Origin of the sequence: Paraburkholderia sp. (genome assembly GCF_028283785.1) — a bacterium.
Taxonomy (GTDB): domain Bacteria; phylum Pseudomonadota; class Gammaproteobacteria; order Burkholderiales; family Burkholderiaceae; genus Paraburkholderia.
Genome location: NZ_JAPWKB010000006.1, coordinates 138,041 through 159,760, shown reverse-complemented (window position 1 = coordinate 159,760; position 21,720 = coordinate 138,041). Strand labels below are relative to the sequence as shown.

The window sequence follows — 21,720 nt, the reverse complement described above, 5'->3', positions numbered from 1 at the left end:
GCGAATAATAGGCGGGCTGTACCCTTTTAAAAGGCACAATTCCTTGCGACAGCGATCAGACTGTACCCAGTACAGCGCCAACTGAGAGACACGGGACACGACAATGAAACGCCAGAAGACGAGCCTGCCGGGTTCAATCGCGGACAATTTGACCAGACAGATCGACGAAGGTCTGCTGAAAGCGGGCGATCGTTTGCCGTCTATTAGGGAATATGCCGAGGGGAACGGTTACTCGAAAAACACCGTCATCAGCGCGTTCGACATCCTGACGGCCAACGGCTTGATCGAGCCACGGCGCGGCGCGGGCTTTTTCGTCACGCGTTCGGGCAGCGCGCCGTCGAGCGAGGAAGAGACCACCACGCTCGATCGCGCGATGGACGTGGTGTGGCTGATGCGCGAACAGTTGCAGACCAGAAACGACATCCTGAATCTGGGCGAAGGTTTTCCGCCCGTCGAATGGCTGGAGGAAACCCGGCTCGACCAGTTCCATCAACGCGTGGTGCGCACTGGCGTCGGCTCGCTGTTTCGTTATGGCAGCCGCTACGGCTACCTGCCGCTGCGACAGCATTTGCAGCACAAACTCGCCAGCTACGAGATCGAAGCCGCGCCGACGCAGATCGTGCTCACGCACGGCGCGAATCAGGCAATGGACATGGTGCTGCGTTATTTCGTGCGTCCCGGCGATACCGTGCTGGTCGACGATCCCGGCTATTACCCGCTATTCGGCAAGCTGAAGCTGAGCGGCGCGAATATGGTCGGCGTGCCGCGCGGAATCGACGGGCCGGACATCGCCGCGCTCGAAGAACGGTTGAAGGCGCATCGGCCGAAGCTGTTTTTCACGCAGTCAGTCGGACACAATCCGACCGCGACCGACACCAGCGCCGCGAAGGCGCATCGCATTCTGCAACTGGCGGAAACCTACGATCTGATCGTGGTCGAAAACGACGCGCTGGCCGATCTGAAACCGCGCTCGATGACACGCATTTCGACGCTCGACCAGTTGCGCCGCACGATCTATATCGGCAGCTTTGCGAAGTCGGTGTCGGCGGCGTTGCGGGTGGGATTTATCGCCTGCGACGTGGGCCTCGCGAGCGATCTGGCCGACGTGAAAATGCTCACGCATGTGAGCAGCTCCGAGTATTGCGAGCGCACGCTCGAAGCGATTCTCAGCGACGGTCATTTCCTGCGTCATACCAACCACATGCAGGAGCGCTTGCGACGCGCGACCGACGCGGGCATTGCATCGCTGACGCGGCTCGGTGCGACGATCTACAAGGCCAGCGAACAGAGTCTGTATCTGTGGGCCGCATTGCCGGGCCATGACGATTCGATCGCGTTCGCTCACGCGATGTTCGAACACAACGTGATTCTCGCGCCGGGCACGGTGTTCTCGCCGCATCCGGACAGCGCGTCGCCGTATTGCCGGTACAACGTCGCGTATCTGTCCGATCCGCGCTTCGCGGCCGTGCTTCAGTCCATGACGTGAGCGGCTTCGTCAGACGACGTCGGCATCCTGCGCCATCACGAGATCGAGCGACGAAGCGATGATCGACTTCGCGAGCTCGTCGTCGTCCACCGCACGCGCCAACGTCACCGCACCGACGATCGTCGCGACGATCGCGAGCGCCGGGCCGTCGGTATCGCTCGCCATCGCGCCCGCGATCCGCGACGCGAGCACCTGCACGTAGCGCGTCAGCAGCGCACGCACGTCGGGAATCGCATGTCGCGCATCGCCCGCGAGCGCACACAATGCACAGCCTTCGCCCGGATTGCGCACATGACGCTCATTTAGAAACGCGTCGGCCAGTAGCGCGAGCGGCGTCTTGTCCTGCGCGTCCGGATTCGCCGCGCGTGCCGCCATCCGCTTTTCGCTTTGCTGTACCGCATGTTCGAGCGCCTCGACGATCAGCGCATCGCGCGACGAAAAATGCCCGTAAAACGCGCCGTGCGTGAGGCCCGCGCTCCGCATGCAATCGGCCACGCCAAGCGCGTCGATGCCGTTTTCGCGGATCTGCCGCGACGCGTTCTCCAGCACACGCTGCCGGCTTTCCGCTTTCTGCGCCTGCGAATAACCCATTTTTTTCGCCTTCTCAAGACTTGACAATCTGCATGACGAGCATAATACTGAAAATCTGCATGATGCTCAACCTGCAGAATTTCAGATCGAGCATCACGTGTCCGGTCTGATCCGGTTGCTTCGATTTATCCGATTTTCATCAGGAGAAGGTTTATGCGTTTCACGGGAAAAACAGCGCTGATTACCGGCGGCAACAGCGGCATTGGTTTTGCAGCGGCAAAGATTCTGATCGCCGAAGGCGCGCGGGTCGCGATCACGGGGCGCGATGGCGCGAAGCTGGATCAAGCGGTTGCCGAACTCGGCGAGAACGCGCTGGGCATCCGCGCGAATCTCGACAACGAAGCCGAGGTCGATTCGATGGCCGCGCAGATCAAGGCGAAATTCGGCTCGCTCGACGTCGTGTTCGCCAACGCGGGCATTTCCGGTCCGACACCACTCGGCGGCACGACCGCGGCCGCATTCGACGCGATCCTGCGCACCAATCTGACGGCCGTGTTCCTGACGGTGCAAGCAGCGTTGCCATTGATGAGCGCGGGCGGCGCGATCGTGCTGAACGGCTCGGTGATGCGCGAACTCGGCGCGTCGGGAACGGCGGCTTATTCGGCGACGAAAGCAGGCATTACGGAGATGGCGAAAGTGTTCGCGTCCGAGTTGATCGAGCGTGGGATTCGCGTGAACACGGTGATTCCGGGCGGCACGCGCACGCCGATCTGGACCCGCGGCGCGCGCGCCGGCGCCACCATCGACGGCACGGAACAGGCGTTCGCGCCGCGCATTCCGATGGCGCGTCTCGCGACGCCGGAAGAAGTCGCGACGGCGGCCGTGTTCCTCGCATCGACGGATGCGTCGGGGATTACCGCAGCGGAAATCGTGGTGGACGGCGGGACGATCGGCGCGCCGTGGGGCGGGCCGATGTTCAGGAAAGGGTGATGACCTCCGGGCCGACGATGGACGCGTGTCCCTCTATCGATCCGGCCCGGAAACCACCGTCGAGCGTGGCATCCACTGCATCGCGCGCTTCAGATTCTGTATGACGACCCGCTTGTGAAAAGGCGTGATCAGCGCGAGATACGCGCGGCCGGTGAGGTTGTGACAGTGCACGACCGTCGTGGCCACAAGCTGGCGTGCGGCATTGTCACTCGATGCGCGGAGCAACAGCGACAATCTGAAGTCGAGATGGCTATCATCCTCGCCAAGCACGATCTCGTTCGGGGAACGGGACCGCACCTGAAAGAAGTCCATATGCTCGACCGCGCGGTTTCGCAACGACGTGCGCAACGCGCGTGAGGTCTTGAGGCCCAACGGTGCGACCAGCGTGTCCCGCAACGTGAGCAAGCCACGCAGCATCGGTGACGGATGATCGAGCACCGCATGCGCCCAATCGTCGACCGACGACTTGTCCGCATTTGGGATCGTCAAGACGAAAGCATCGGCCAGATCGGCGCGCGCGAACGTGGGTGCGAGTGTGCTTTCCAGTGGCAGTGACGTGGACTGGACACGGCTTGAAATTTTCATGCGGCAAGCTCCGAAGGAGCAGCGATTGAACGGGGCGTCGATGTCGACGCCCATATGTTCATGATCGTACTATTCCGCCGCCTGGTCTGCAGTCGCGCCCATAATCGAAAAAGCGCGACGTCCCGGTTCGGGGACGTCGCGCTGCTGGGTTCCGGTTCGGGTCCGGATTTTTACACTTCCCGATTCGCCTCGATCACCGTCAACGCCGTCATATTCACAATCCGGCGCACCGTCGAACTCGACGTCAGGATATTGACCGGGCCATTCACGCCCAACAGGAACGGACCCACGGCGACATTACTGCCTGCGCCGGTTTTCAGCAGGTTATAAGCGATATTCCCCGAATCGACATTCGGGCATACCAGCAGATTCGCCGCGCCCTTCAATGGCGACATCGGCAGGATGCGCAGGCGCAACGCCTCGTCCAGCGCGCAATCGCCATGCATTTCGCCGTCGATTTCAAGGTCGGGTGCGAGTTCCTTGACGATCTCCAGCGCGCGCCTCATTTTCGCGCCCGACGCCGCACTGCCCGAGCCGAAGTTCGAACGCGACAGCAACGCCGCTTTCGGCGCGAGATTCAGCCATGCCATCTGCTTCGCGGCGGCAATCGTGAATTCCGCAATCTGCTCTGCGGTCGGATCGTCGTTGATGTGCGTGTCGACCAGCGCCACCGTGCGTTGATCCAGCAACAGGATATTCATCGCCGCATACGTCTTCGCGCCGCGCTTCTTGCCGATCACCTGATCGACGAACCGCAGATGGTCGTGATACGCGCCGACCGTGCCGCACACCATGCCGTCCGCATCGCCCAGGCGCACCATCATCGCGCCGATCAGCGTCAAACGACGCCGCATTTCCACGCGCGCCATTTCCTTCGTGATGCCGTCGCGGCACATCAATTCCCAGTACGTCGTCCAGTATTGCGGGAAGCGTTCGTCGTATTCCGGATTCGTCACTTCGACATCCTGACCGAGCTTCAGGCGCAAGCCGAATTTCTCGATGCGCGCCAACAGCACTTCCGGACGCCCGACCAGAATCGGCCGTGCGAGTTTTTCATCGACGATCACCTGGACCGCGCGCAGCACGCGTTCGTCTTCGCCTTCGGTGAACACGATGCGCGACTTGCCGCCATCGCGCACGAACTGACGCGCCGTCGAAAACAACGGCTTCATAAACGCGCCCGAGTGATACACGAACTGCTGCAACTGCTCGACGTACGCATCCAGATCCGGCAGCGGACGCGTCGCCACACCGCCTTCCATCGCCGCCTTCGCGACGGCCGGCGCGATCCGCACGATCAGGCGCGGGTCGAACGGCTTCGGAATCAGGTATTGCGGACCGAATGCGACGTCGTACGCGCCATAGGCCGCCGCGACGACTTCGTTCTGCTCTTCTTCGGCGAGACCGGCGATCGCGTGGACCGCGGCAATTTCCATTTCCCGCGTGATCGTGACCGCGCCGACATCGAGCGCGCCACGGAAAATGTACGGAAAGCACAGCACGTTATTGACCTGATTCGGGAAGTCCGAACGGCCGGTTGCAATCACGACGTCGTCGCGGGTAGCGTGCGCGAGTTCCGGGAAAATCTCCGGCGTCGGATTGGCGAGTGCGAGAATCAGCGGACGCGGCGCCATCTCGCGCAACATCTCCGCGCTCAGAATGCCGCCCACCGACAACCCCAGAAACACGTCCGCGCCGCCGATCACTTCGGCCAGCGTGCGCGCATCGGTGTCCTGCGCGAAGCGCGCCTTGTGCGGGTCCATCAGCTTCTCGCGGCCACGATAGACCACGCCTTCGATATCCGTCGCCCAGACGTTTTCGAGCGGCAACCCCAGATCGACCATCAGATCGAGACAGGCCAGCGCCGCCGCGCCCGCGCCCGACGTGACCACTTTCACGTCCTTGATCGACTTGCCGACCACTTTCAGGCCGTTGATAAACGCGGCGGACACGGTGATCGCGGTGCCGTGCTGATCGTCGTGGAAAACCGGAATCTTCATCCGTTCGCGCAGTTTGCTTTCAACCGTGAAGCATTCCGGCGCCTTGATGTCTTCGAGGTTGATCCCGCCGAAGGTCGGTTCGAGACCCGCGATGATCTCGACCAGCTTGTCCGGATCGGTTTCGTTGATTTCGATGTCGAACACGTCGATTCCGGCGAACTTCTTGAACAGCACCGCCTTGCCTTCCATCACCGGCTTCGACGCCAGCGCGCCGATATTGCCCAGACCCAGCACCGCCGTGCCGTTCGAAATCACGCCGACCAGGTTGCCGCGCGCCGTGAAACGGAACGCCTGCAGCGGATCGGCCGCAATCGCTTCGCACACGCTCGCGACGCCCGGCGTGTACGCCAGCGACAGATCGCGTTGCGTGACGAGCGGCTTGCTCGCCGTCACCGAAAGCTTTCCGGGGGTCGGAAACTCGTGATAGTCGAAAGCGGCTTGCTGATCGGTCTTGTTCATGTCCGTAGGTCTCTGAAAGTCAGTTGTGACGGCGATTCTAGGGACACGCCATAACGCGATCATTTTGTTTTAGTATTGCCCCATCACTTTTTTCTAATGATGCGACGAGTTTTCGATGACATTCGAGTTGAACGGGCTGGTCAGGCGGTTGACCGCACGCTTAAAAATGCGGCACCTGATGCTGTTGCTGCAGATCGAGCAGCATGGTTCGCTGACGCGCGTGGCCGAGCAGATGGCGAGCAGCCAGCCCGCCGTCACCAACGCGCTCGCCGAACTCGAAAGCATGTTCGGCACGCCGCTGTTCGAGCGGACCTCGCGCGGCATGCTGCCCACGGCCCTCGGCGCGGTCGTGCTGGCGCGCGCGCGAGCGATGATCCACGACCTCGATCACCTCGCGCGCAACATGGAAGCGGTCGCGTCGGGGCATGCCGCGCATCTGCATATCGGCGTCATTCCGTTTATTTCCGGGCAGATGCTGTCGGCGGCATTGCGGCGCACGCAGCCTGACATGGCGCGGCTGACCGCGACCATCCACGAAGGCACCAGCGACCAGCTGCTGCATCAGTTGCGCGACCATACGGTGGATATCGTGATCGGCCGTGCGTCGTCGGCGGTGGATCTGACGCAGGTGCGCTTCGAAGTGCTGTACCGGCAGCAGCCGCGCCTGATCGCGAGCCGGCGTCTGGCCGCGCAACTCGGTCGCGTGAAGCTCGACTGGAGCACGCTGGTCACGCTCGACTGGATTCTCGGTGCGCCGCATACGCCGATGCGCGAACAGGTGTCGGACCTGTTCCTGGCGGCGGGAACCGTGCCGCCGGTGCCGTTCGTCGAAAGCTATTCGTCGAAGCTGATCGGCGAAATGATCGCGACCAGCGAAGCGGCCGTGTCGATCGTGCCTGCGGATATCGCCGAAGAACTGGTGCGGATCGCGGGTGTCGCGATCGTTCCGTATTCGTTCGGCTGGACGCTGCCGCCGATCGCGATGTTCACGCGCGCGGACGCGCCGCGTTCGGCGGCACAAGACGCGTTCGCGGCATCGCTACGGCAGATTTGCCGCGCCACGCACGCAGACCCGGCGACGTGATTCAGCGGCGGCGGAGCAGCGACGCCGCCCCGCCATGCGTGGTCAGACGCTGTCCATCGACGGTACGCCACTCGCCGATGTCGCCGGTTGCGCGATCCGCCCGCTCAGCGACTTCAGCCCGAAGGTCGCGAAGAACGTCAGCAATGCGCACACGACCATGAAATAGCCGGGCGCGGCGAGATCGCCGGTACGGCCGATCAACCAGGTGCCGATCAGCGGCGCGGTCCCGCTGAAAATCGTAAAGCTCAGATTGAACGCCAGCGCGACGCCGCTGAACCGTACACGGGTCGGAAACATGTCGGCGATGATGCAGGCGAAGGTGCCGTTGATCAGCGCCGCGCCCAGACCGCCGAGCAGCATCAGCACGATCAGGTCCATCCGGTGACTGACGGCCGCGTGATAGAACGGCATCGTCAGCACGATCAGCAGCAGCGCGCCCGCGCGCATCAGATGCCGACGCGGCATGCTGTCGCCCAGACGCCCGATCAGCAGAATGCCCAGCGACGCCGTCGCCAGCGCGACGTTCTGGCCGAGCGCGACCTGATGCGCATCGTAGTGCAGCACCTTGTCGAGATACGCGGGCATGTGCGCGAACAGCAAGCCGTTGTAACCCGCTGTCGCCGCCGTCGTCAGGATGCCGAGCACCACCGGCCGCCAGTGTTCGCGCATCAGTTCGGCAAACGGATGCTTCGCGGCGATGTGCTTCATATGCGCGAATTCCGGCGTTTCCTCCAGCTTTCGACGCAGCCAGAACCCGAGCAGGCCGATCACCCCGCCGAAGATAAACGCGAACCGCCAGCCGTAGGCCGCAACGCCGTCGGGCGTCAGCACCGCGTGCACGCCGAGATTCACGGCGGCGGCGAGCAGCACGCCCGAGTTCACGCAAAAGAACACGATCCCGCAGACGAAGCCCGCGCGACGCGGCACGGTTTCGACGACATAGGTAATCGAGCCGGGCAGTTCGCCGCCCAGACAGAAGCCCTGAACGAGCCGCAGCAACACCATCGTCACGGTCGCGGCGATGCCCCAGCTGGCGTATGTCGGCACCAGTCCCATACCGATCGTCGACAGCGATACGACGATCACCGACACGATAAACACCCGCCGCCGTCCATAGCGGTCGCCGAACCAGCTCAGCACCGCGCCACCGATCGGCCGCGACAGATAGCCGATCGCAAACACCGCGAACGACAACACCAGCGCAGTCATCGGATCGAGCATCGAGAAAAAGGCGCGGCCGATAAACTGCGCGAAAACGCCGTACACGACGAAGTCGTAAAACTCCAGCGCGCCGCCGAGGCTCGCGAGAATGATCAGCCGCCACTGGCTGGCGGTGAGGCTGTCGAACGGCGTGCCGCGCGCGTTCGCGGATTCGAGGGTTGGCATCGTGTCTCCTGACGCATGGCGTATCTATGGATCCGGCGCGTCCGCCATGCCGCGACGCCCGGTGTGCGTTCGATACCGCTTACGACATCTCCACCGACACGATCTGCGAAATATCCGCGTCGCCGAGGCCCTGCTCGACCGCCTGCGCGAGCCAGCGGCGCACCAGTGACGCCACCGGCATCGCCGTGCCGCTGTCGTGCGCCAGCGCTTCGACGGCGTCGAGGTCTTTCAGCATGGTGCGGATCGTGCCCGACGCGTGCATCGGCGGCGCGATCATCCGGGGCATCAGCGTTTGCAGCAGGACCGAGTCGGCCCAGCCGCCCTGCAACGCGGCGGGAATCCGCGTCGCATCGATCCCGGCGCGGCGCGCGAGCCGCGTCGACTCCGCGAGCGCGGCGATCGTCGTCATCACGATGGTCTGGTTCGCGAGCTTGGTGGCTTGACCGGCGCCGCTGTCGCCCATGCGTGTGACGCGCGCGGCGTAGGCGGCGAGGATCGGGCCGAGCGAGCCGATCAGCGCCGCGTCGCCGCCCGCCATGATCGCGAGCGTACCGGCCGACGCGCCCGCCGTGCCGCCGGACACCGGCGCGTCGATCCATCGGCCGCCGGTGCGTTCGTGCCAGCGCTGCGCGAATTCGATCGTCTGCGACGGCGCGAGCGTCGAATGATCGACCAGCGTCGTGCCTGGCCGCGCAAAGCTCGCCAGACCGTTGACGCCGAACGCGACCGCTTCGACGGCGGCGGCATCCGCGAGACACAGCATCACGATGTCCGCGTCGGCGGCGACGTTGGCCGGCGAATCGCACGCGACGCAATTCGCCGCCGACGCCTGCAACGCATTCGCTTTCTCCATCGACCGGTTCCACACCCGCACGGGATAACCGGCATCGACCAGACGTTGCGCCATCGGCAATCCCATCTTGCCGAGGCCGCAAAAACCGACACGTGCGCGCGTCATGCGGCGGCTCCGTCGTCGCCGTGAGTCGGCGCGTCGTAAGGCCAATCGACCGCGCCCGAATGCGTGACCGCGCCCAGATGCGCGGGACGCACCAGCGCCTCGTATTTTTCGAGCACGCCCGCGAGGCGTCGCGATGCGCGCGGCGGCGCATCGGCGCGGCGCCGGGCGAGTTCGTCGTCGGAAAGTTCGACCCGCAGGATGCCTTCGCGCGCGTCGATATGCACGCGGTCGCCGTTGCGCAACAGACCGATCGGGCCGCCCGCCGCCGCCTCCGGTCCGACGTATCCGATGCACAGGCCGCGCGTCGCGCCGGAGAAACGGCCGTCCGTCAGCAACGCGACTTTTTCGCCCATGCCCTGCCCGTAAATCGCCGCCGTCACGCTCAGCATTTCCCGCATGCCGGGACCGCCCTTCGGTCCTTCGTTGCGAATGACCAGCACATCGCCCTCGCGATAATCGCGCGCGGCAACTACCGCCATGCAATCCTCTTCGCATTCGAAAATCCGCACCGCGCCGGTGAAAGTCAGCGACTTCAGTCCGGCGACTTTCAGGCACGCGCCATCCGGTGCGAGATTGCCGCGCAGGATCACGAGGCCGCCATTCTCGCCGAGCGGCGCATCGCATGGACGCACCACCGTGCCGTCGGGTCCGGCGAACGCGCTCAGCGCTTCGGCCAGCGTGCCGCCGCCGAGCGCCGGTGCATCGCCGTGCAGAAAACCGCCCGCCAGCAGCGCATTGAGCACCGCCGGCACGCCGCCCGCGTGGTGCAGATCCTGCGCGAGATAGCGGCCGCCCGGTTGCAGATCGCCGATCAGCGGAATCTTCGCGAACACGCGCTGCACGTCGTCGAGCGTGAAACGGATGCCCGCTTCGTTGGCGATCGCCGGAATATGCAGCGCGGCATTAGTCGAGCCGCCCGTCGCCGCGACCGCCGCACACGCGTTTTCGAGGCTCTGCACAGTGACGAGATCGCGCGGCAATGGGCCGCCCGCCTTCAGGATCCGCATCACGGTTTCGCCCGCGCGACGCGCGATCGCAATCCGCTCGCTGTAGACCGCAGGCACCATCGCGGAACCGAGCGGCGCGAGGCCGAGCGTTTCCGCGACCATCGCCATCGTGTTCGCGGTGAACTGGCCGGGACAGGAACCGGCCGTCGGCGTGCACTGCTTTTCGATCGCGTCGAGTTGCGCGCGTGTGATGTCGCCGCGCTGCGCGGTGCCGACCGCTTCGATCGTGCTGAGGATGGTCGCCTGACGTTGCAGGCCGGTGCCCGCGCCGCCCGGCAGTTGACCCGGCGCGACGCCCGGCAGCATCGCGCCGCCGAACAGGAACACGCCCGGCACATTGACGCGCACCATGCCCATCAGGATGCCGGGCAAGGTCTTGTCGCAACCGGCGACGCCGATCAGCGCGTCGTAGCCGTGCGCGCGCACGAACAGCTCGACGCTGTCGGCGACCACTTCGCGCGACACGAGGCTCATGCGCATGCCCGAATGGTTCATCGACGTGCCGTCCGACACCGAGATCGCCGAGCCGCGAATCGGCACGCCGCCGCCCGCCGCGATGCCGAGCCGCGCATTGTCCGACACCTGATTCAGCGACATCGAACAGGGCGTGTTTTCGCCGAAGGTATCGACGATCGCGACGAACGGCTTTTGCATCGACTCGTCGTCGAGACCGGTGGCGCGCAGAAACGCGCGATGCGGCGCGCGCGTGACGCCGTCGGTCACCATGCGCGAGCGATGCTTGTGAAGATTGGTCATGTAGGGAAATCCGTGTTCTTTTGAAGGTCGATCCAGTGTGCGTCCGGTCCGGCGTTCAGCCGCCGTTCAGCAGCAGTCCGTTTTCCGCCGCGATCACCTGACCGGTAATCGCCGGTGCCTGCGCGGCGAGAAACCACGCGAGATCGGCGATTTCCGATGGCATCGACACGCGTTTCAGCGGCGCGGCGTCGGTCATCCTGGCGAGCACGCCGTCATACGCGTGCGGCTCCAGCACGCGCAGCAACAGGCCTTCGTCGACCATGCCGGGCGCAATCGCGTTGACGCGGATATGCGGCGCGAGATTGCGCGCGAGCGACACCGTCAGCGTGTTGACCGCGCCTTTCGACGCCGCATACGCAATCGACGAACCCGTGCCGTTCAAACCCGCCAGCGACGAAATATTGACCACGCTGGTGCTACGTTTCGCGCCCGACGCGTGCGCCATCGTCGCGGATTCGCGCAGCAGCGGAACGGCCGCGCGCGTCATCTGATACAGCCCGATCAGGTTCACGCGATACACGCGCTCGAATTCGAGATCGTCGATCTGATCGAAGGCGTTGTGCGGAATCACGCGCGTCGTGCCCGCGCAATTGATCAGCGCGTCGATCCGTTGCCAGCGGCTCGCAACCGCATCCATCGCGCGGCGGCAATGCGCGTCGTTACCGACGTCCGCATCGAACACCAGCGTTTGCGCGCCCGCGTCGCGGCAGGCGGCTTCGACCGCGTGCGCCGCGTCGCGCGTGCTGTCGTCGAAGTTGCCGATCGCGACGGACCAGCCCGCCTGCGCGAAACGCAGCGCACTCGCCGCACCGATCCCGGAAGCCGAACCCGTCACCACACAGACAGGCGTGCTCGATTGCGTCATGTTCAAGTCCTTTGAGGAATGCTGGAACCGTTGGAACCACTAGCTCCGGTGGAAACCTGCGAAGCGCGTTTGAGCGGCATGCACAGCACGATCACCGCGCCGGTCAGCAGCGCCGCGCCGATCGCGAGCATGCCGGGCAGCAGCTTGCCGCCGCTCAGATCGGCCAGCCGGCCGACGACGAACGGGCTGACGAAACCGGCCAGATTGCCGGTGCAATTGATTACGGCGATTCCCGCCGCCGCGCCCGCGCCGCCGAGCAACGCCGTCGGAATTCCCCAGAACACCGGCGCAATCGAATTGATGCCGATCGCCGCGACGATCAGCGCCACGATCGACACCGCGACATTCGACGCAAACAGCACCGACGCCAGCAAACCGACCGCGCCGATCGCGCAGCAGACGGCCACATGCACGCGGCGCTCGTCGTGACGGTCGGCGTGGCGCGCGATCAGCACCATCGCGACCGCGCTGATCAGCGACGGCACCGCCGACAGCCAGCCGATATTCCCCACGCTCGCGACACCGCTCGCCTTGATGATGGTCGGCACCCAGAACGCCAGTCCGTAATTGCCCATCGCGATGCAGAAGTACAGCAGGCCGAGCAGCCACACGCGACCGCTCGCGAACGCACCGCGCGCCGAGGTTTCGGTGCGGGTGACGGCGTCGCGGGCGAGGTCGGCGGCGAGGCGCGCTTTTTCGTCGGCATTGAGCCAGCGCACGGAGTCGATGCGATCGTGCAACACGAAGAACGCCGCGATACCGACCGCCAGCGAGCCGATCCCTTCGACCAGAAACAGCCAGCGCCAACCGGCCACGCCGTAGCTGCCGCCGAAATGCGCCATCAGCCAGCCCGACAACGGACCGCCGATCGCGCCGGACACCGGAATCGCGGTCATGAACAGCGCGATGATCTGCGAGCGCCGCGCCGACGGAAACCAGTTCGACAGATAGAGCAGCACGCCCGGAAAGAATCCGGCTTCGGCGACGCCCAGCAGAAAGCGCATCACATAGAACGACGTCGGACCGCTGACGAACATCGTCAGGCTCGACACGACCGCCCACGTCACCATGATCCGCGCGATCCAGCGACGCGCGCCGACCCGGTTCAGGATCAGGTTGCTCGGCACTTCGAAGAAGAAATAGCCGACAAAGAAAATGCCCGCGCCCGCGCCGTAGACCGTCTCGCTCAGCGACAGGTCGCTGAGCATTTGCAGCTTCGCGAAGCTGACGTTGACGCGGTCGATATACGCGACCACGAAGGCCAGAAACAGAAAAGGCACGATGCGCCGGGTGAGCTTTTTGTACAGCGCGGCGTTGTGAGGATCGGCGGAACGGGACGCGTCGTCGCCGGGGGCGACATCGGGTCCGTATGAATGGACGCTCATGTTCTGTCTCCAGTGCGCGCGGTGGGCGCGCGGTCTCTTCTGTTGTATGGGATCGCGGCCGACGACGCGTGGCGCGTCGTCGTGGGGTGTGTTGCGTGCGAACCGTTGCCTTCTTGCGGCAGTGTCGAAAGATTAGCCGCGTCGTGCGCGTTGCCGCAAATCACGATTTCGGCGAAAGTTATAACTACTCAGTTATGCCGACACGTATTTTCGGGAAAACCCTTGCCATGCAAAACAGCGATCCGATCGAGCGTTTCTTTCGTAGCGGACTGAAGCTGCCGCATCTGCGCATCCTCGTAAGCCTTGCCGAGCTTGGCCAGGTGACGCGCGTCGCGGCTGCGTTCCATGTCACGCAGCCCGCCATTTCGAAGCAGATCGCGGAGATCGAGGACGCGCTGGGCGTGCCGGTCGTGAACCGGGTCGGTAATGCGCTGGAGTTGACCGGAATCGGTCAGGTGATCGTCGCGTGCGGTCGCGAAGTGCTGCGCCATATCGAACTGGCGCGGCGCGACGTCAGCGCGCTCGCGTCGGGAACCGGCGGTCACGTGCGGGTCGGCGCGGTGGTGACGATCCCGGAACCGCTGATCGCGAACTCGGTGCAACTGTTTATGCGGCGCGCGCCGTCGGCGTCGCTTTCGTTCGCGGAAGCGACGCTCGACCGCCTGATCAAGATGCTCGACGACGGCGACCTCGACATTGCGCTCGGCCGCAACCGGATTCCCGCCACGCAGACCGCGCTGCGGCAGGAAGTCGTGCATCGGGAGCCGTTCGTGTTCGTGGTCGGCGCGCACCATCCGTCAGGCGATCCCGACCGGCAGGTCACATGGAGCGACCTGCGCGCGTGCCGCTGGATCACGCCGATGCACGGCTCGCCCGCCTATGCGACGTTGATCGACACGCTCGCCGCGAACGATATTTCGGTCGGCGGCGGCGCGGTCGAATCGAGTTCACTTGCGTTGAATATCGCGCTGATCCGCAGCGGCGATTTCGTATCGATCCTGCCGATGTCGATTGCGCGACCGCACGTGATGCGCGGCAGCATGCGCGTGCTGCCGTTGCCGCCGCTCGAACCGCTCGGCGAGATCGTCGTGTATTGGCGGCTCGATTCGAGCTTGCCCGCCGCGCAGCTGTTCAGTGCGTGTCTGCGCGAAGTGGCGGGCGAGTTGATGCTCGATCAGGCGGGTGGATCGGGAGGATCGGGCGGTTAACGTTTGCCTGTCATGACGCGCCGTCGCCGGACATCGCGACGTCCTTCTGCGCGTCGAGCGCACGCAGACGTTCGGCCAGCGCGTGCTGATCGACGCATAGGCGGTGCTGCCGAGCGTCAGGCGAAATGCCGGGTGCGCGTGGCTCGACGATGGGCGTCTGGTGACGGTGCTGGACGAATGGTGCCCGGTGATTCCCGGACTGCTTCTGTATTACCCCGGACATCGCCACGTGCCGGCTGGATTGCGCGGCTTTATCGACGTCATTCGCGAAAGCCGGGAAGCCGGCGATGCATCGGGCCGGGCGACGGTCTAACGCATCGGCGCGCTTATCTGAGCAGCCCGCTCACCAGTTCACGCGACACATAATGCGGACCGTCGAACAGATAGGTCCGGTAGCCGCGATAGGCGTCGAGTTGCGGCTTCAGTTCCGCCGCCGTCGCCGCGCGAAACGGCTTGCCGACATCCGGACGAAACGCCTCGGCGATGATCCGCACACGCGACGGCCCGAGTCTGGCGGCCAGCGCGTCGGCATACGCGCGGGCCGCTTCGGGACCACGCGCATACACGCCGACGCCGTCCTGGAACAGCACGCCGACATCGTGCGGCAACCAGTCGTCCAACCAGTTCGCAAGCGCCGCACCGCCGATGTTCGAGCGGTCGTAGACGCTGATCCACAACGGCTTCGGCAAGCGCGCGAGCAACGGTGCGAGGCGCGCCGCGTCCTGCCATGTCGGGTCGACTTCGACCGGAAAGTACCAGCCTTCGATTTGCAGCGGCGGCGCCGCAGCCGCCAGCCGGATCGATTCGTCGACGAGTTGGGCGGCGTGCGCGCGCGCATCGGCTTCGTCGAACCGGCCGGACAGACCGACCAGCACATGTTGCGCCCACGGTTCGCGCGCGATGCGCGGCCAGTCCGGCAGATGCGGCGCTTGCGGCAAGCCGCTGCCCGCCACGAATGCGGTGCCGTCCACCGCCGTCCACTGAATCAGCAAGTCGGTAGCGCCGAGCGCCTGCCAGTCGCCGTGCGGCTCCAGATGCGCGTTATCGACCTGCCATGCGACACCCTGCACCAGCGGTGTCGGCTGACACGCGGATAGCGCCGCGGTCAACACCACGGCCGCCAGCCGCGCGACGCAGCGCCCCATCGACACACGCGTCACGGCGCCGCCACGCCATGTTCCCGGGCGCGGCTTTGCATCGCCATCGCCTCGTTCAGCGCGTCGCCGGTAATCACGCCGCGCGCCATCATGAAATCGCCGATCCGGCCGTCGCGGTCCGGCCGGTACAACTGCAGCGCCTGATCGAAACGCTCGCGCGTCACGTGACCGAGTTCGATCAGCAGATCGCCGATCAACGGCACACGCGCCGAACCCGGCGTCACCGCGTCGTCGGCGCCGCGCAGCAGACGCAGGCCATTGGCAATCTCGCTTTCGCGGACGATTTGCGCCGTCACCGGTTGACCGGCGGCCGCCGCGAGTTCGGTCATCGCTTCGGCGGACAGTGGGCTGGCGCTCAGCAGAATCATGCGTCCGGCCGCGTCGGCGCCGTGCGCGAGCACGCGAAAACGGATCGCGACATCGAGCGGCAGACGCGCGCTATCGGAACGCAGACGCTGCGGATCGAGCGACGCGCGCGGCAGGTCCGACTGGAACGCGATCGCTTCGGCGAGCGTTTCTTCGTCGAGCCAGCCTTTGGCCATCAGCACGCGGCCGAGCGGCGCCTCGCGCGCGTGATCGTCGTCGAGCGCCATCGCGAGTTGGTGTTCGTCGATCGCCTGCCACGACAGCAACACTTCGCCGAGCCGCTGCCGACGGTCGCCCGCAAAGCCGTCAGCCGACGGAAAATCGTGCATCGTCTTGTCCCACGCGAGCCGTTTGCCGGTCAGCAGATGCGCGAGAAACTGCCGCCACGCGCGCGACACCGCGAGAAAGTTGATGAAGTTCCCGACCACCATCCGTGGAATCGCAATCAGCCCCTGTTCCCAGCCGTACAACCGCGTGACGAAGTAGCAGCGCTGCACGACCCGCAGCGTCACCGCGACGACGTTCGCCCACAACACCACGCGCATCCACGTCGAATCGATGAACGGCGACGGCAGCATCGTCTGGATCAGCCCCCGCGCGTCCGCGATCATGAACAGCAGGAACTGGATCAGCAGCACGTACGCGATCATGCCGACAAACGCGGTGAACACGCCCTTGCGGTCGCGCGCGAGCAGATAGCGGTTCGCCAGCGAGCCGCTCCAGCCCGTATGCTGCCAGCCTTGCAGGCCGATGCCGAGCGCCCAGCGCGCCCGTTGCCGGTACGCGGTCCGGATCGTGTCGGGGAAAAATTCGCGAACGCACAGCGGCATCGTGACGATCACTTCGCGCGGCTTGCCGAGCCCGAACCAGCTCGCGCGACGGGTACGGAACTGCACCGGGAAGCGCGCGAAAATGGACTGCATGCCGAGCTTGCCGAGTCGCGCGCCGACGTCGTAGTCCTCGGTGAGACTGTCGGTATTGAACGGCTGGTTGCCGGTGGTTTCGGACAACGCCACCAGCGCGCGCCGCGAAAAACACGTGCCCACGCCCGCCGACGGCACCGAGCCCACCAGACTCTCGCGCACGACGAGATCTTTCGCGTGCCATTCCGCGAACTCGTCCATATACGTGCCCGCGACGAGTTCGTACCACTGCCGCTCCAGCGACGCGACCGGCAACTGGATCATGTCCTTGCGCGGCAACAGATAGTTGAAGAACTTCAGTTCCACCGGATGCAGCACGTCTTCGCTGTCGTGCAGCACGACGCCCGCGAACTCCACCGAAGTTTCGCGCTCGTCGTTGAAAATGGCCTGGATCACCCAGTTCAGACAATCGGCTTTACAGGTCGGGCCATCGTGCGGCACCTCGACGCGCCGAAGCTGCTTGTAGCGGCGGCGCATCCGCTCGACTTCCGCGATCGTGTCCGGATCGTTCGGGTAAGTGCCGACGAACACCACGTAGTTGCGATAGTCGAGTACCCGCACCATGTCTTCGATCATCGCCGCGATCACGTCGTGTTCGCGCCATGCCGGCACCATGATCGCGATAGGCTGCTCCTCGCGCGTACGCAACTGCTCGACCGTCAACGGACGATGCACGCGCCGCACCGTGTATGCGCGATAACTCTCGCGAATCCAGTACCAGCCGTCGATAAACAGATCGTCGAGACTCGACAGCAGGATCAGCACGGCGATCAGTCCCGCGCAATATTGCAGGACGTTGTAGTACTGCGTCGCGTAATACGCGACGTAAATCGGCGCAGGCACGAGATCCGTCGCGTTCACGGTTAACCGGCGTCCCGATCGCGTTGACGGCGACGGCGCACCACGACGGTCAGCAGCACGAAGCCCGCGAACAGCGCGACCACGGCGGCCGGCACGACCCAGGTCAGCCATTGACGCGTCCACGGCGTGCCCGACGTATCGGTTTCGACGCCGTCGGCGTGCAGCGTGTCGAGCAGTTTCAGCACGCCGGACGAATCGATCACCGCGACATCGCCGCGCGCGAGTTGCAGCCCGGCGGGCAACACCGGCGCGTTCGGCCCGATGTGCCGGTACACCACGCCGGTCGCGCCGCCCGACTGCTGGACGTCGATCACGCCGATCCCTCTGAGATTCGCAACGCCGCCGACGTCGTACAGCGTCGCGCCGTCCGGACCGAGAATCGTCAGCCCGGTCCCGGCGATCCGCACATGGGATTTCGCATCGACCAGCGGCACGTCGATCGCGAGGAACGGACCGCCCGGCGCCGCCGGCTGGCCGTCCGGTGCGACGCTCAGCGACGCGCGCTGCGGCGCGACGCCTGCCGCATCCGCGAGACGGGCCACACCCAGCACGGTGCCCGTCGCGTTCGACAGATACGCGGCCGGCACGATCAGGTTCGCGCTCGCCGCGAAACGCCCGACCAGGCCCGTGAAGTTCGCCTCGCCGTCGGCGTGCGCGAGCGTCAGATGGCTATCGGGCAGCACCGCGACCGGATAGCCTTGCGCGGTCGCGCAGCCCGCATCGGACTGACGCTGGAACGACACGCGCAACTGGTTGCGCGCGGCCAGCGCGTAGCGCGGAATATGCGCGGCGACGCGTTGCGGATGGCCGTCGGTATCGAGCAGTTTCGCGCCGATCAGCACGTCGTTGACGAAGATCGACGCGACCACGCCCGCGCCGCGCGTGTTCGGCGTGCCGGCCAGATCGAGCACGACGCTGTCGGGCAGACGTCCCGCGCCGCCCACCGCGCCGAGATCGAAATTCGCGCCCCACGACGCGTCGCGCAGCACGTCGATGGTGCCCGGCTGGCCGCCGAGCGCGGCCAGCGCGACGCGGTCCGACTTGCCGTTGGCGGCGCTGTCGATGTCGTGGACGATCAGTTGATCCGACACATTGACCGGCCGCCACGCCTGCGCGAGCACGCCGGTCGCGCGGGTATCGCCGAGCACGATCACCGCTTGTCCGGCGAGATGCGCGAGCCGGGTTTCGCCCGGCGCCAGCGGCGCGAGCAACGGCGCGACCGTGCGTTTGTGCCACACATCGAATGCGTCGGCGGCGTCGGACGACAGATGGGCCGCCTGCTCGCGCAATGCGTCGAACGATGCGGCAAGCGACGCGCGCCACGCGTCGTCGGCGACGATCACGCTGACCGGCCACGTGCTTTCATTGCCTGCGACCAGCAGCGCGGCGACTTCCGCCGGATTTGCCAGCCGGTGCTTGCCGGCAGGCGCGCCGGCCGTCGCGGTGGCGAGTGCCGCGAACGCGGGCAACGCGCGCAACGCGGCGGGCACGTTCAGCGTCGCGAGATCGACGGTATCGCCGACGGCCGGCCACGCGCGCACCACCGGCTCGCGCCCGTCGCGCTGCATCAAGGCAGCGACGCGCCACGCGGTGTCGTAATGCGCCGCGTCGATGCGATTGGCGGAGATCGCGATAGTGGGTGCGGGCGGCAAGCCGGACCACGCGGTGCGCAGGTCCTTGACGTCGCGACTGTCGTAGCGATAGCTCAGGCGCGTGGTCGGCGCGACGTGCATCAGATTGCCGATCGCCGTCTGGTCCGCGCACACAGCATCGCTGATCAGCGATGCCCACGCGAGACCGACCCGCACGTAGCCGCCCGGCCGCGCGTCGCCGCTGACGCCGACGCTCGTTGCGGTGTCGCCTTGCGGCTGCGTCAGTGCGCGCGCAAGCGACGGCGAACCGTCGATCGACACCAGCAGGGTCGTGCGACCGCCATCGGCGCGCAGATAGTCGGCGTCGAGTTGCAGTTGCGCGTTGGTCAGCGGCACGTCGGCCGGTACGGGAAAATAGTATTCGCGGGCGCTGCGCGGCGAATCGAGCGTCACGACGTCGTGCACGCCGAGGCTGCGCAGCGTGACGATCCGCGCAATGCCGCTGTTGCCCGGATTGAACAGCGCGTCGGCGAACGCGGTGCGGGGATTCGACGCGTCCGCGTTCGTGCCTGCGCTGACGTTCGACGCAGGCCCAGCCGACGGTTTGGGATGCGGCGCCGGTGCGGCGTGCGCATACGCAAGCCAGCCTGCGGTCGCGCCGCAAAGCACTAGCGTGCGGAAAATCGTTGTCATCCGAGCGGACATATTCTGCTTTTGCGATTGTTGTCACGGCTGCGGCAAGCCCGTCGCCGTCGCGGGCGATCGGGGCAGCGCAAACGCGAGAATGTCCGGATAGTCGTCGGGCGTTTGTAAACGCATTGACGAGGTCCGGCACACGTCATTCGGCATTTATTACGGCACCTTTCCGATTTTCTGAAGGGGTGCGGCAAAATTGGCGCTAAATAAGCGGCAGGCGCGCGAGGGGGTGATTGTCGCGCAGTTGGGAAAAGCAGATGGGTTATTTGTACCGGAAGTAGTAGCGGCCGAAGTTTGGCAGGGTATTTTCCCGTCGATTCTCTCGCGAGGTTTTGCGGAGATCGATGTTTTAGACGTCGTCCCAGTCGTACGCGTGAAAATCGTCACGCTTTACCGCATAGGCGACGAACTGCCTTCGAATTTCATTCGAACACGTATTCACTTCGATTTATCGCATCCATTCGCGAATTCAAACGGTGATCGCACCCGCCCATTATCGTGCGGTGCCAAATACCGATTCAATCTCCGATTTGCATTGCATTAGCGCCGCTTGCAACGCGTCGAACTGGTCTTTGAAACGCAATGCGGGAACCGCAAGCGCGATTGCATAATCGTCTGCGAGTCCGGTCCGAACGAACACGCCGATCCCGCACACGCCGAGCGCATGTTCCTGATCGTCCACCGCGAAGCCGCAAGTGCGCGCGTAGTCGAGTTGCGCGATCAACGCGTCCAGTGTGTCCAGCGTGTTCGGCGTGCGCTTCGGAAGCTGCGCGCCGAGCACGGCGCGCACGTCGTCGTTCGATCTGGCGGCCAGCAGCATCTTGCCGTGCGCAGTGCAATGCACCGGAAACCCCGTGCCGACCGCCGACACGACCCGCAACTCATGATCCGACGCGTACTGATCCACCGATACCGCGAACTGTCCGCGAAACACGCAAACGTCTACCGTTTCGCGGGTTCGACGTCCCAAGGCCTCGACGAACGGCCGCGCCACCGCGATCACGTCCGTATGCGCCGACGCCGCCAGCCGGACGATGGCCGGCCCGAGCCTGATGCCCTTGTCGCCGCTCATCACCATTTGCTGCGCTTCGAGCGCCGCGACGATCCGGTGAACGGTGGTGCGCGGCAATCCCGATGCCTTCGAGATCTGCGACAGACTCAGGCCCGCCGACTGGTTTTCGAGCGCGCGCAACACGGCGGCCGCGCGCGCGATCACCTGTTTTCCGGCACTGCTGTCCGCGTCGGGATTCGTCTCGTTCACAGGAAGGTCTGTCATGTCGTTGCTGGATGAATTCACGCGGGTTCTCCGATGGCCGCACGCGGCCACGCCTTGACTTTGGCTCGCATTCGCCTTTAGCCTATATCCATATAACGGGTTACTGTTCCACTGTACGGACAGTGTAGAACGATCCGGACTCAGGATCA

16 protein-coding genes and 1 pseudogene are annotated in these 21,720 nt (G+C 65.1%); 5 read left to right on the top strand and 12 right to left on the bottom strand.

Annotation, left to right across the window (positions count from 1 at the left end; genetic code table 11):
* Positions 1-103 precede the first annotated feature (103 nt).
* Positions 104-1,486 (top strand): PLP-dependent aminotransferase family protein, encoded by a 1,383-nt coding sequence (locus PW947_RS08575; protein ID WP_299630852.1) that lies wholly within the window; start codon positions 104-106, stop codon positions 1,484-1,486.
* Positions 1,487-1,495: 9 nt separating this feature from the next.
* On the opposite strand, the gene PW947_RS08570 is transcribed toward PW947_RS08575, so the two are convergent.
* Positions 1,496-2,077, bottom strand: a complete 582-nt coding sequence (locus tag PW947_RS08570) for a TetR/AcrR family transcriptional regulator (RefSeq protein ID WP_299630851.1) — start codon at positions 2,075-2,077, stop codon at positions 1,496-1,498.
* 153 nt (positions 2,078-2,230) lie between these two features.
* Here PW947_RS08570 and PW947_RS08565 point away from each other — a divergent pair, with 153 nt between their 5' ends.
* A complete protein-coding gene (locus PW947_RS08565) occupies positions 2,231-3,007 on the top strand; it encodes an SDR family oxidoreductase (protein ID WP_299630850.1) in 777 nt (258 codons plus the stop codon).
* Positions 3,008-3,040: 33 nt separating this feature from the next.
* Here the strand turns inward: PW947_RS08565 and PW947_RS08560 are convergent, their stop codons facing one another.
* Both PW947_RS08560 and PW947_RS08555 read right to left on the bottom strand, forming a co-directional pair.
* Positions 3,041-3,646, bottom strand: a complete 606-nt coding sequence (locus PW947_RS08560) for a DUF2867 domain-containing protein (RefSeq protein WP_299630849.1) — start codon at positions 3,644-3,646, stop codon at positions 3,041-3,043.
* Between the two features lie 116 nt (positions 3,647-3,762).
* A complete protein-coding gene (locus tag PW947_RS08555; protein ID WP_299630847.1) occupies positions 3,763-6,051 on the bottom strand; it encodes an NADP-dependent malic enzyme in 2,289 nt (762 codons plus the stop codon).
* A gap of 115 nt (positions 6,052-6,166) precedes the next feature.
* On the opposite strand from PW947_RS08555, the gene PW947_RS08550 reads away from it, so the two are divergent.
* Positions 6,167-7,135, top strand: coding sequence for a LysR substrate-binding domain-containing protein (locus PW947_RS08550; RefSeq protein ID WP_299630845.1), 969 nt, complete (start codon positions 6,167-6,169; stop codon positions 7,133-7,135).
* A gap of 42 nt (positions 7,136-7,177) precedes the next feature.
* Here PW947_RS08550 and PW947_RS08545 read toward each other — a convergent pair whose 3' ends face one another.
* The 5 genes from PW947_RS08545 to PW947_RS08525 form a co-directional block, all read right to left on the bottom strand.
* Complete coding sequence (locus tag PW947_RS08545) at positions 7,178-8,521, bottom strand: MFS transporter (protein ID WP_299630844.1); 1,344 nt, start codon at positions 8,519-8,521, stop codon at positions 7,178-7,180.
* A gap of 79 nt (positions 8,522-8,600) precedes the next feature.
* Entirely contained in the window at positions 8,601-9,479 is an 879-nt protein-coding gene (locus tag PW947_RS08540; RefSeq protein ID WP_299630843.1) for an NAD(P)-dependent oxidoreductase, read from the bottom strand.
* A complete protein-coding gene (gene ilvD / locus PW947_RS08535) occupies positions 9,476-11,242 on the bottom strand; it encodes a dihydroxy-acid dehydratase (RefSeq protein ID WP_299630841.1) in 1,767 nt (588 codons plus the stop codon). The genes PW947_RS08540 and ilvD overlap by 4 nt, the downstream gene beginning before the upstream one ends.
* Positions 11,243-11,297: 55 nt before the next feature.
* Positions 11,298-12,107 carry an SDR family oxidoreductase gene (locus PW947_RS08530; protein WP_299630840.1) on the bottom strand — a complete coding sequence of 270 codons (810 nt, stop codon included), beginning with the start codon at positions 12,105-12,107 and terminating at the stop codon, positions 11,298-11,300.
* A gap of 2 nt (positions 12,108-12,109) precedes the next feature.
* A complete protein-coding gene (locus PW947_RS08525; RefSeq protein WP_299630839.1) occupies positions 12,110-13,492 on the bottom strand; it encodes an MFS transporter in 1,383 nt (460 codons plus the stop codon).
* Positions 13,493-13,719: 227 nt separating this feature from the next.
* On the opposite strand from PW947_RS08525, the gene PW947_RS08520 reads away from it, so the two are divergent.
* Together PW947_RS08520 and PW947_RS08515 are read left to right on the top strand one after the other, a co-directional pair.
* Positions 13,720-14,700 (top strand): LysR family transcriptional regulator, encoded by a 981-nt coding sequence (locus PW947_RS08520; protein WP_299630838.1) that lies wholly within the window; start codon positions 13,720-13,722, stop codon positions 14,698-14,700.
* A gap of 151 nt (positions 14,701-14,851) precedes the next feature.
* A pseudogene (locus tag PW947_RS08515) lies at positions 14,852-15,013 on the top strand (LysR family transcriptional regulator); the annotation flags it as partial.
* Between the two features lie 13 nt (positions 15,014-15,026).
* On the opposite strand, the gene PW947_RS08510 reads toward PW947_RS08515, so the two are convergent.
* The 4 genes from PW947_RS08510 to PW947_RS08495 all read right to left on the bottom strand — a co-directional run bounded on the left by PW947_RS08510 (position 15,027) and on the right by PW947_RS08495 (position 21,571).
* Positions 15,027-15,860 carry a hypothetical protein gene (locus PW947_RS08510; protein WP_299630837.1) on the bottom strand — a complete coding sequence of 278 codons (834 nt, stop codon included), beginning with the start codon at positions 15,858-15,860 and terminating at the stop codon, positions 15,027-15,029.
* Entirely contained in the window at positions 15,857-18,007 is a 2,151-nt protein-coding gene (locus PW947_RS08505) for a glycosyl transferase family protein (protein ID WP_299630836.1), read from the bottom strand. The genes PW947_RS08510 and PW947_RS08505 overlap by 4 nt, the downstream gene beginning before the upstream one ends.
* Before the next feature lie 2 nt (positions 18,008-18,009).
* Positions 18,010-20,292 (bottom strand): cellulose synthase, encoded by a 2,283-nt coding sequence (locus PW947_RS08500; protein ID WP_299630835.1) that lies wholly within the window; start codon positions 20,290-20,292, stop codon positions 18,010-18,012.
* A gap of 496 nt (positions 20,293-20,788) precedes the next feature.
* Positions 20,789-21,571 (bottom strand): IclR family transcriptional regulator, encoded by a 783-nt coding sequence (locus PW947_RS08495; RefSeq protein WP_299630834.1) that lies wholly within the window; start codon positions 21,569-21,571, stop codon positions 20,789-20,791.
* Positions 21,572-21,720: the final 149 nt, after the last annotated feature.

Excerpts from the sequence above, each read along its gene's own strand:
- PW947_RS08575 (WP_299630852.1), top strand. The coding sequence starts at position 104 with ATGAAACGCCAGAAGACGAGCCTGCCGGGTTCAATCGCGGACAATTTG.
- PW947_RS08570 (WP_299630851.1), bottom strand. The coding sequence starts at position 2,077 with ATGGGTTATTCGCAGGCGCAGAAAGCGGAAAGCCGGCAGCGTGTGCTG.
- PW947_RS08565 (WP_299630850.1), top strand. The coding sequence starts at position 2,231 with ATGCGTTTCACGGGAAAAACAGCGCTGATTACCGGCGGCAACAGCGGC.
- PW947_RS08560 (WP_299630849.1), bottom strand. The coding sequence starts at position 3,646 with ATGGGCGTCGACATCGACGCCCCGTTCAATCGCTGCTCCTTCGGAGCT.
- PW947_RS08555 (WP_299630847.1), bottom strand. The coding sequence starts at position 6,051 with ATGAACAAGACCGATCAGCAAGCCGCTTTCGACTATCACGAGTTTCCG.
- PW947_RS08550 (WP_299630845.1), top strand. The coding sequence starts at position 6,167 with ATGACATTCGAGTTGAACGGGCTGGTCAGGCGGTTGACCGCACGCTTA.
- PW947_RS08545 (WP_299630844.1), bottom strand. The coding sequence starts at position 8,521 with ATGCCAACCCTCGAATCCGCGAACGCGCGCGGCACGCCGTTCGACAGC.
- PW947_RS08540 (WP_299630843.1), bottom strand. The coding sequence starts at position 9,479 with ATGACGCGCGCACGTGTCGGTTTTTGCGGCCTCGGCAAGATGGGATTG.
- ilvD (WP_299630841.1), bottom strand. The coding sequence starts at position 11,242 with ATGACCAATCTTCACAAGCATCGCTCGCGCATGGTGACCGACGGCGTC.
- PW947_RS08530 (WP_299630840.1), bottom strand. The coding sequence starts at position 12,107 with ATGACGCAATCGAGCACGCCTGTCTGTGTGGTGACGGGTTCGGCTTCC.
- PW947_RS08525 (WP_299630839.1), bottom strand. The coding sequence starts at position 13,492 with ATGAGCGTCCATTCATACGGACCCGATGTCGCCCCCGGCGACGACGCG.
- PW947_RS08520 (WP_299630838.1), top strand. The coding sequence starts at position 13,720 with ATGCAAAACAGCGATCCGATCGAGCGTTTCTTTCGTAGCGGACTGAAG.
- PW947_RS08500 (WP_299630835.1), bottom strand. The coding sequence starts at position 20,292 with ATGACAACGATTTTCCGCACGCTAGTGCTTTGCGGCGCGACCGCAGGC.
- PW947_RS08495 (WP_299630834.1), bottom strand. The coding sequence starts at position 21,571 with ATGACAGACCTTCCTGTGAACGAGACGAATCCCGACGCGGACAGCAGT.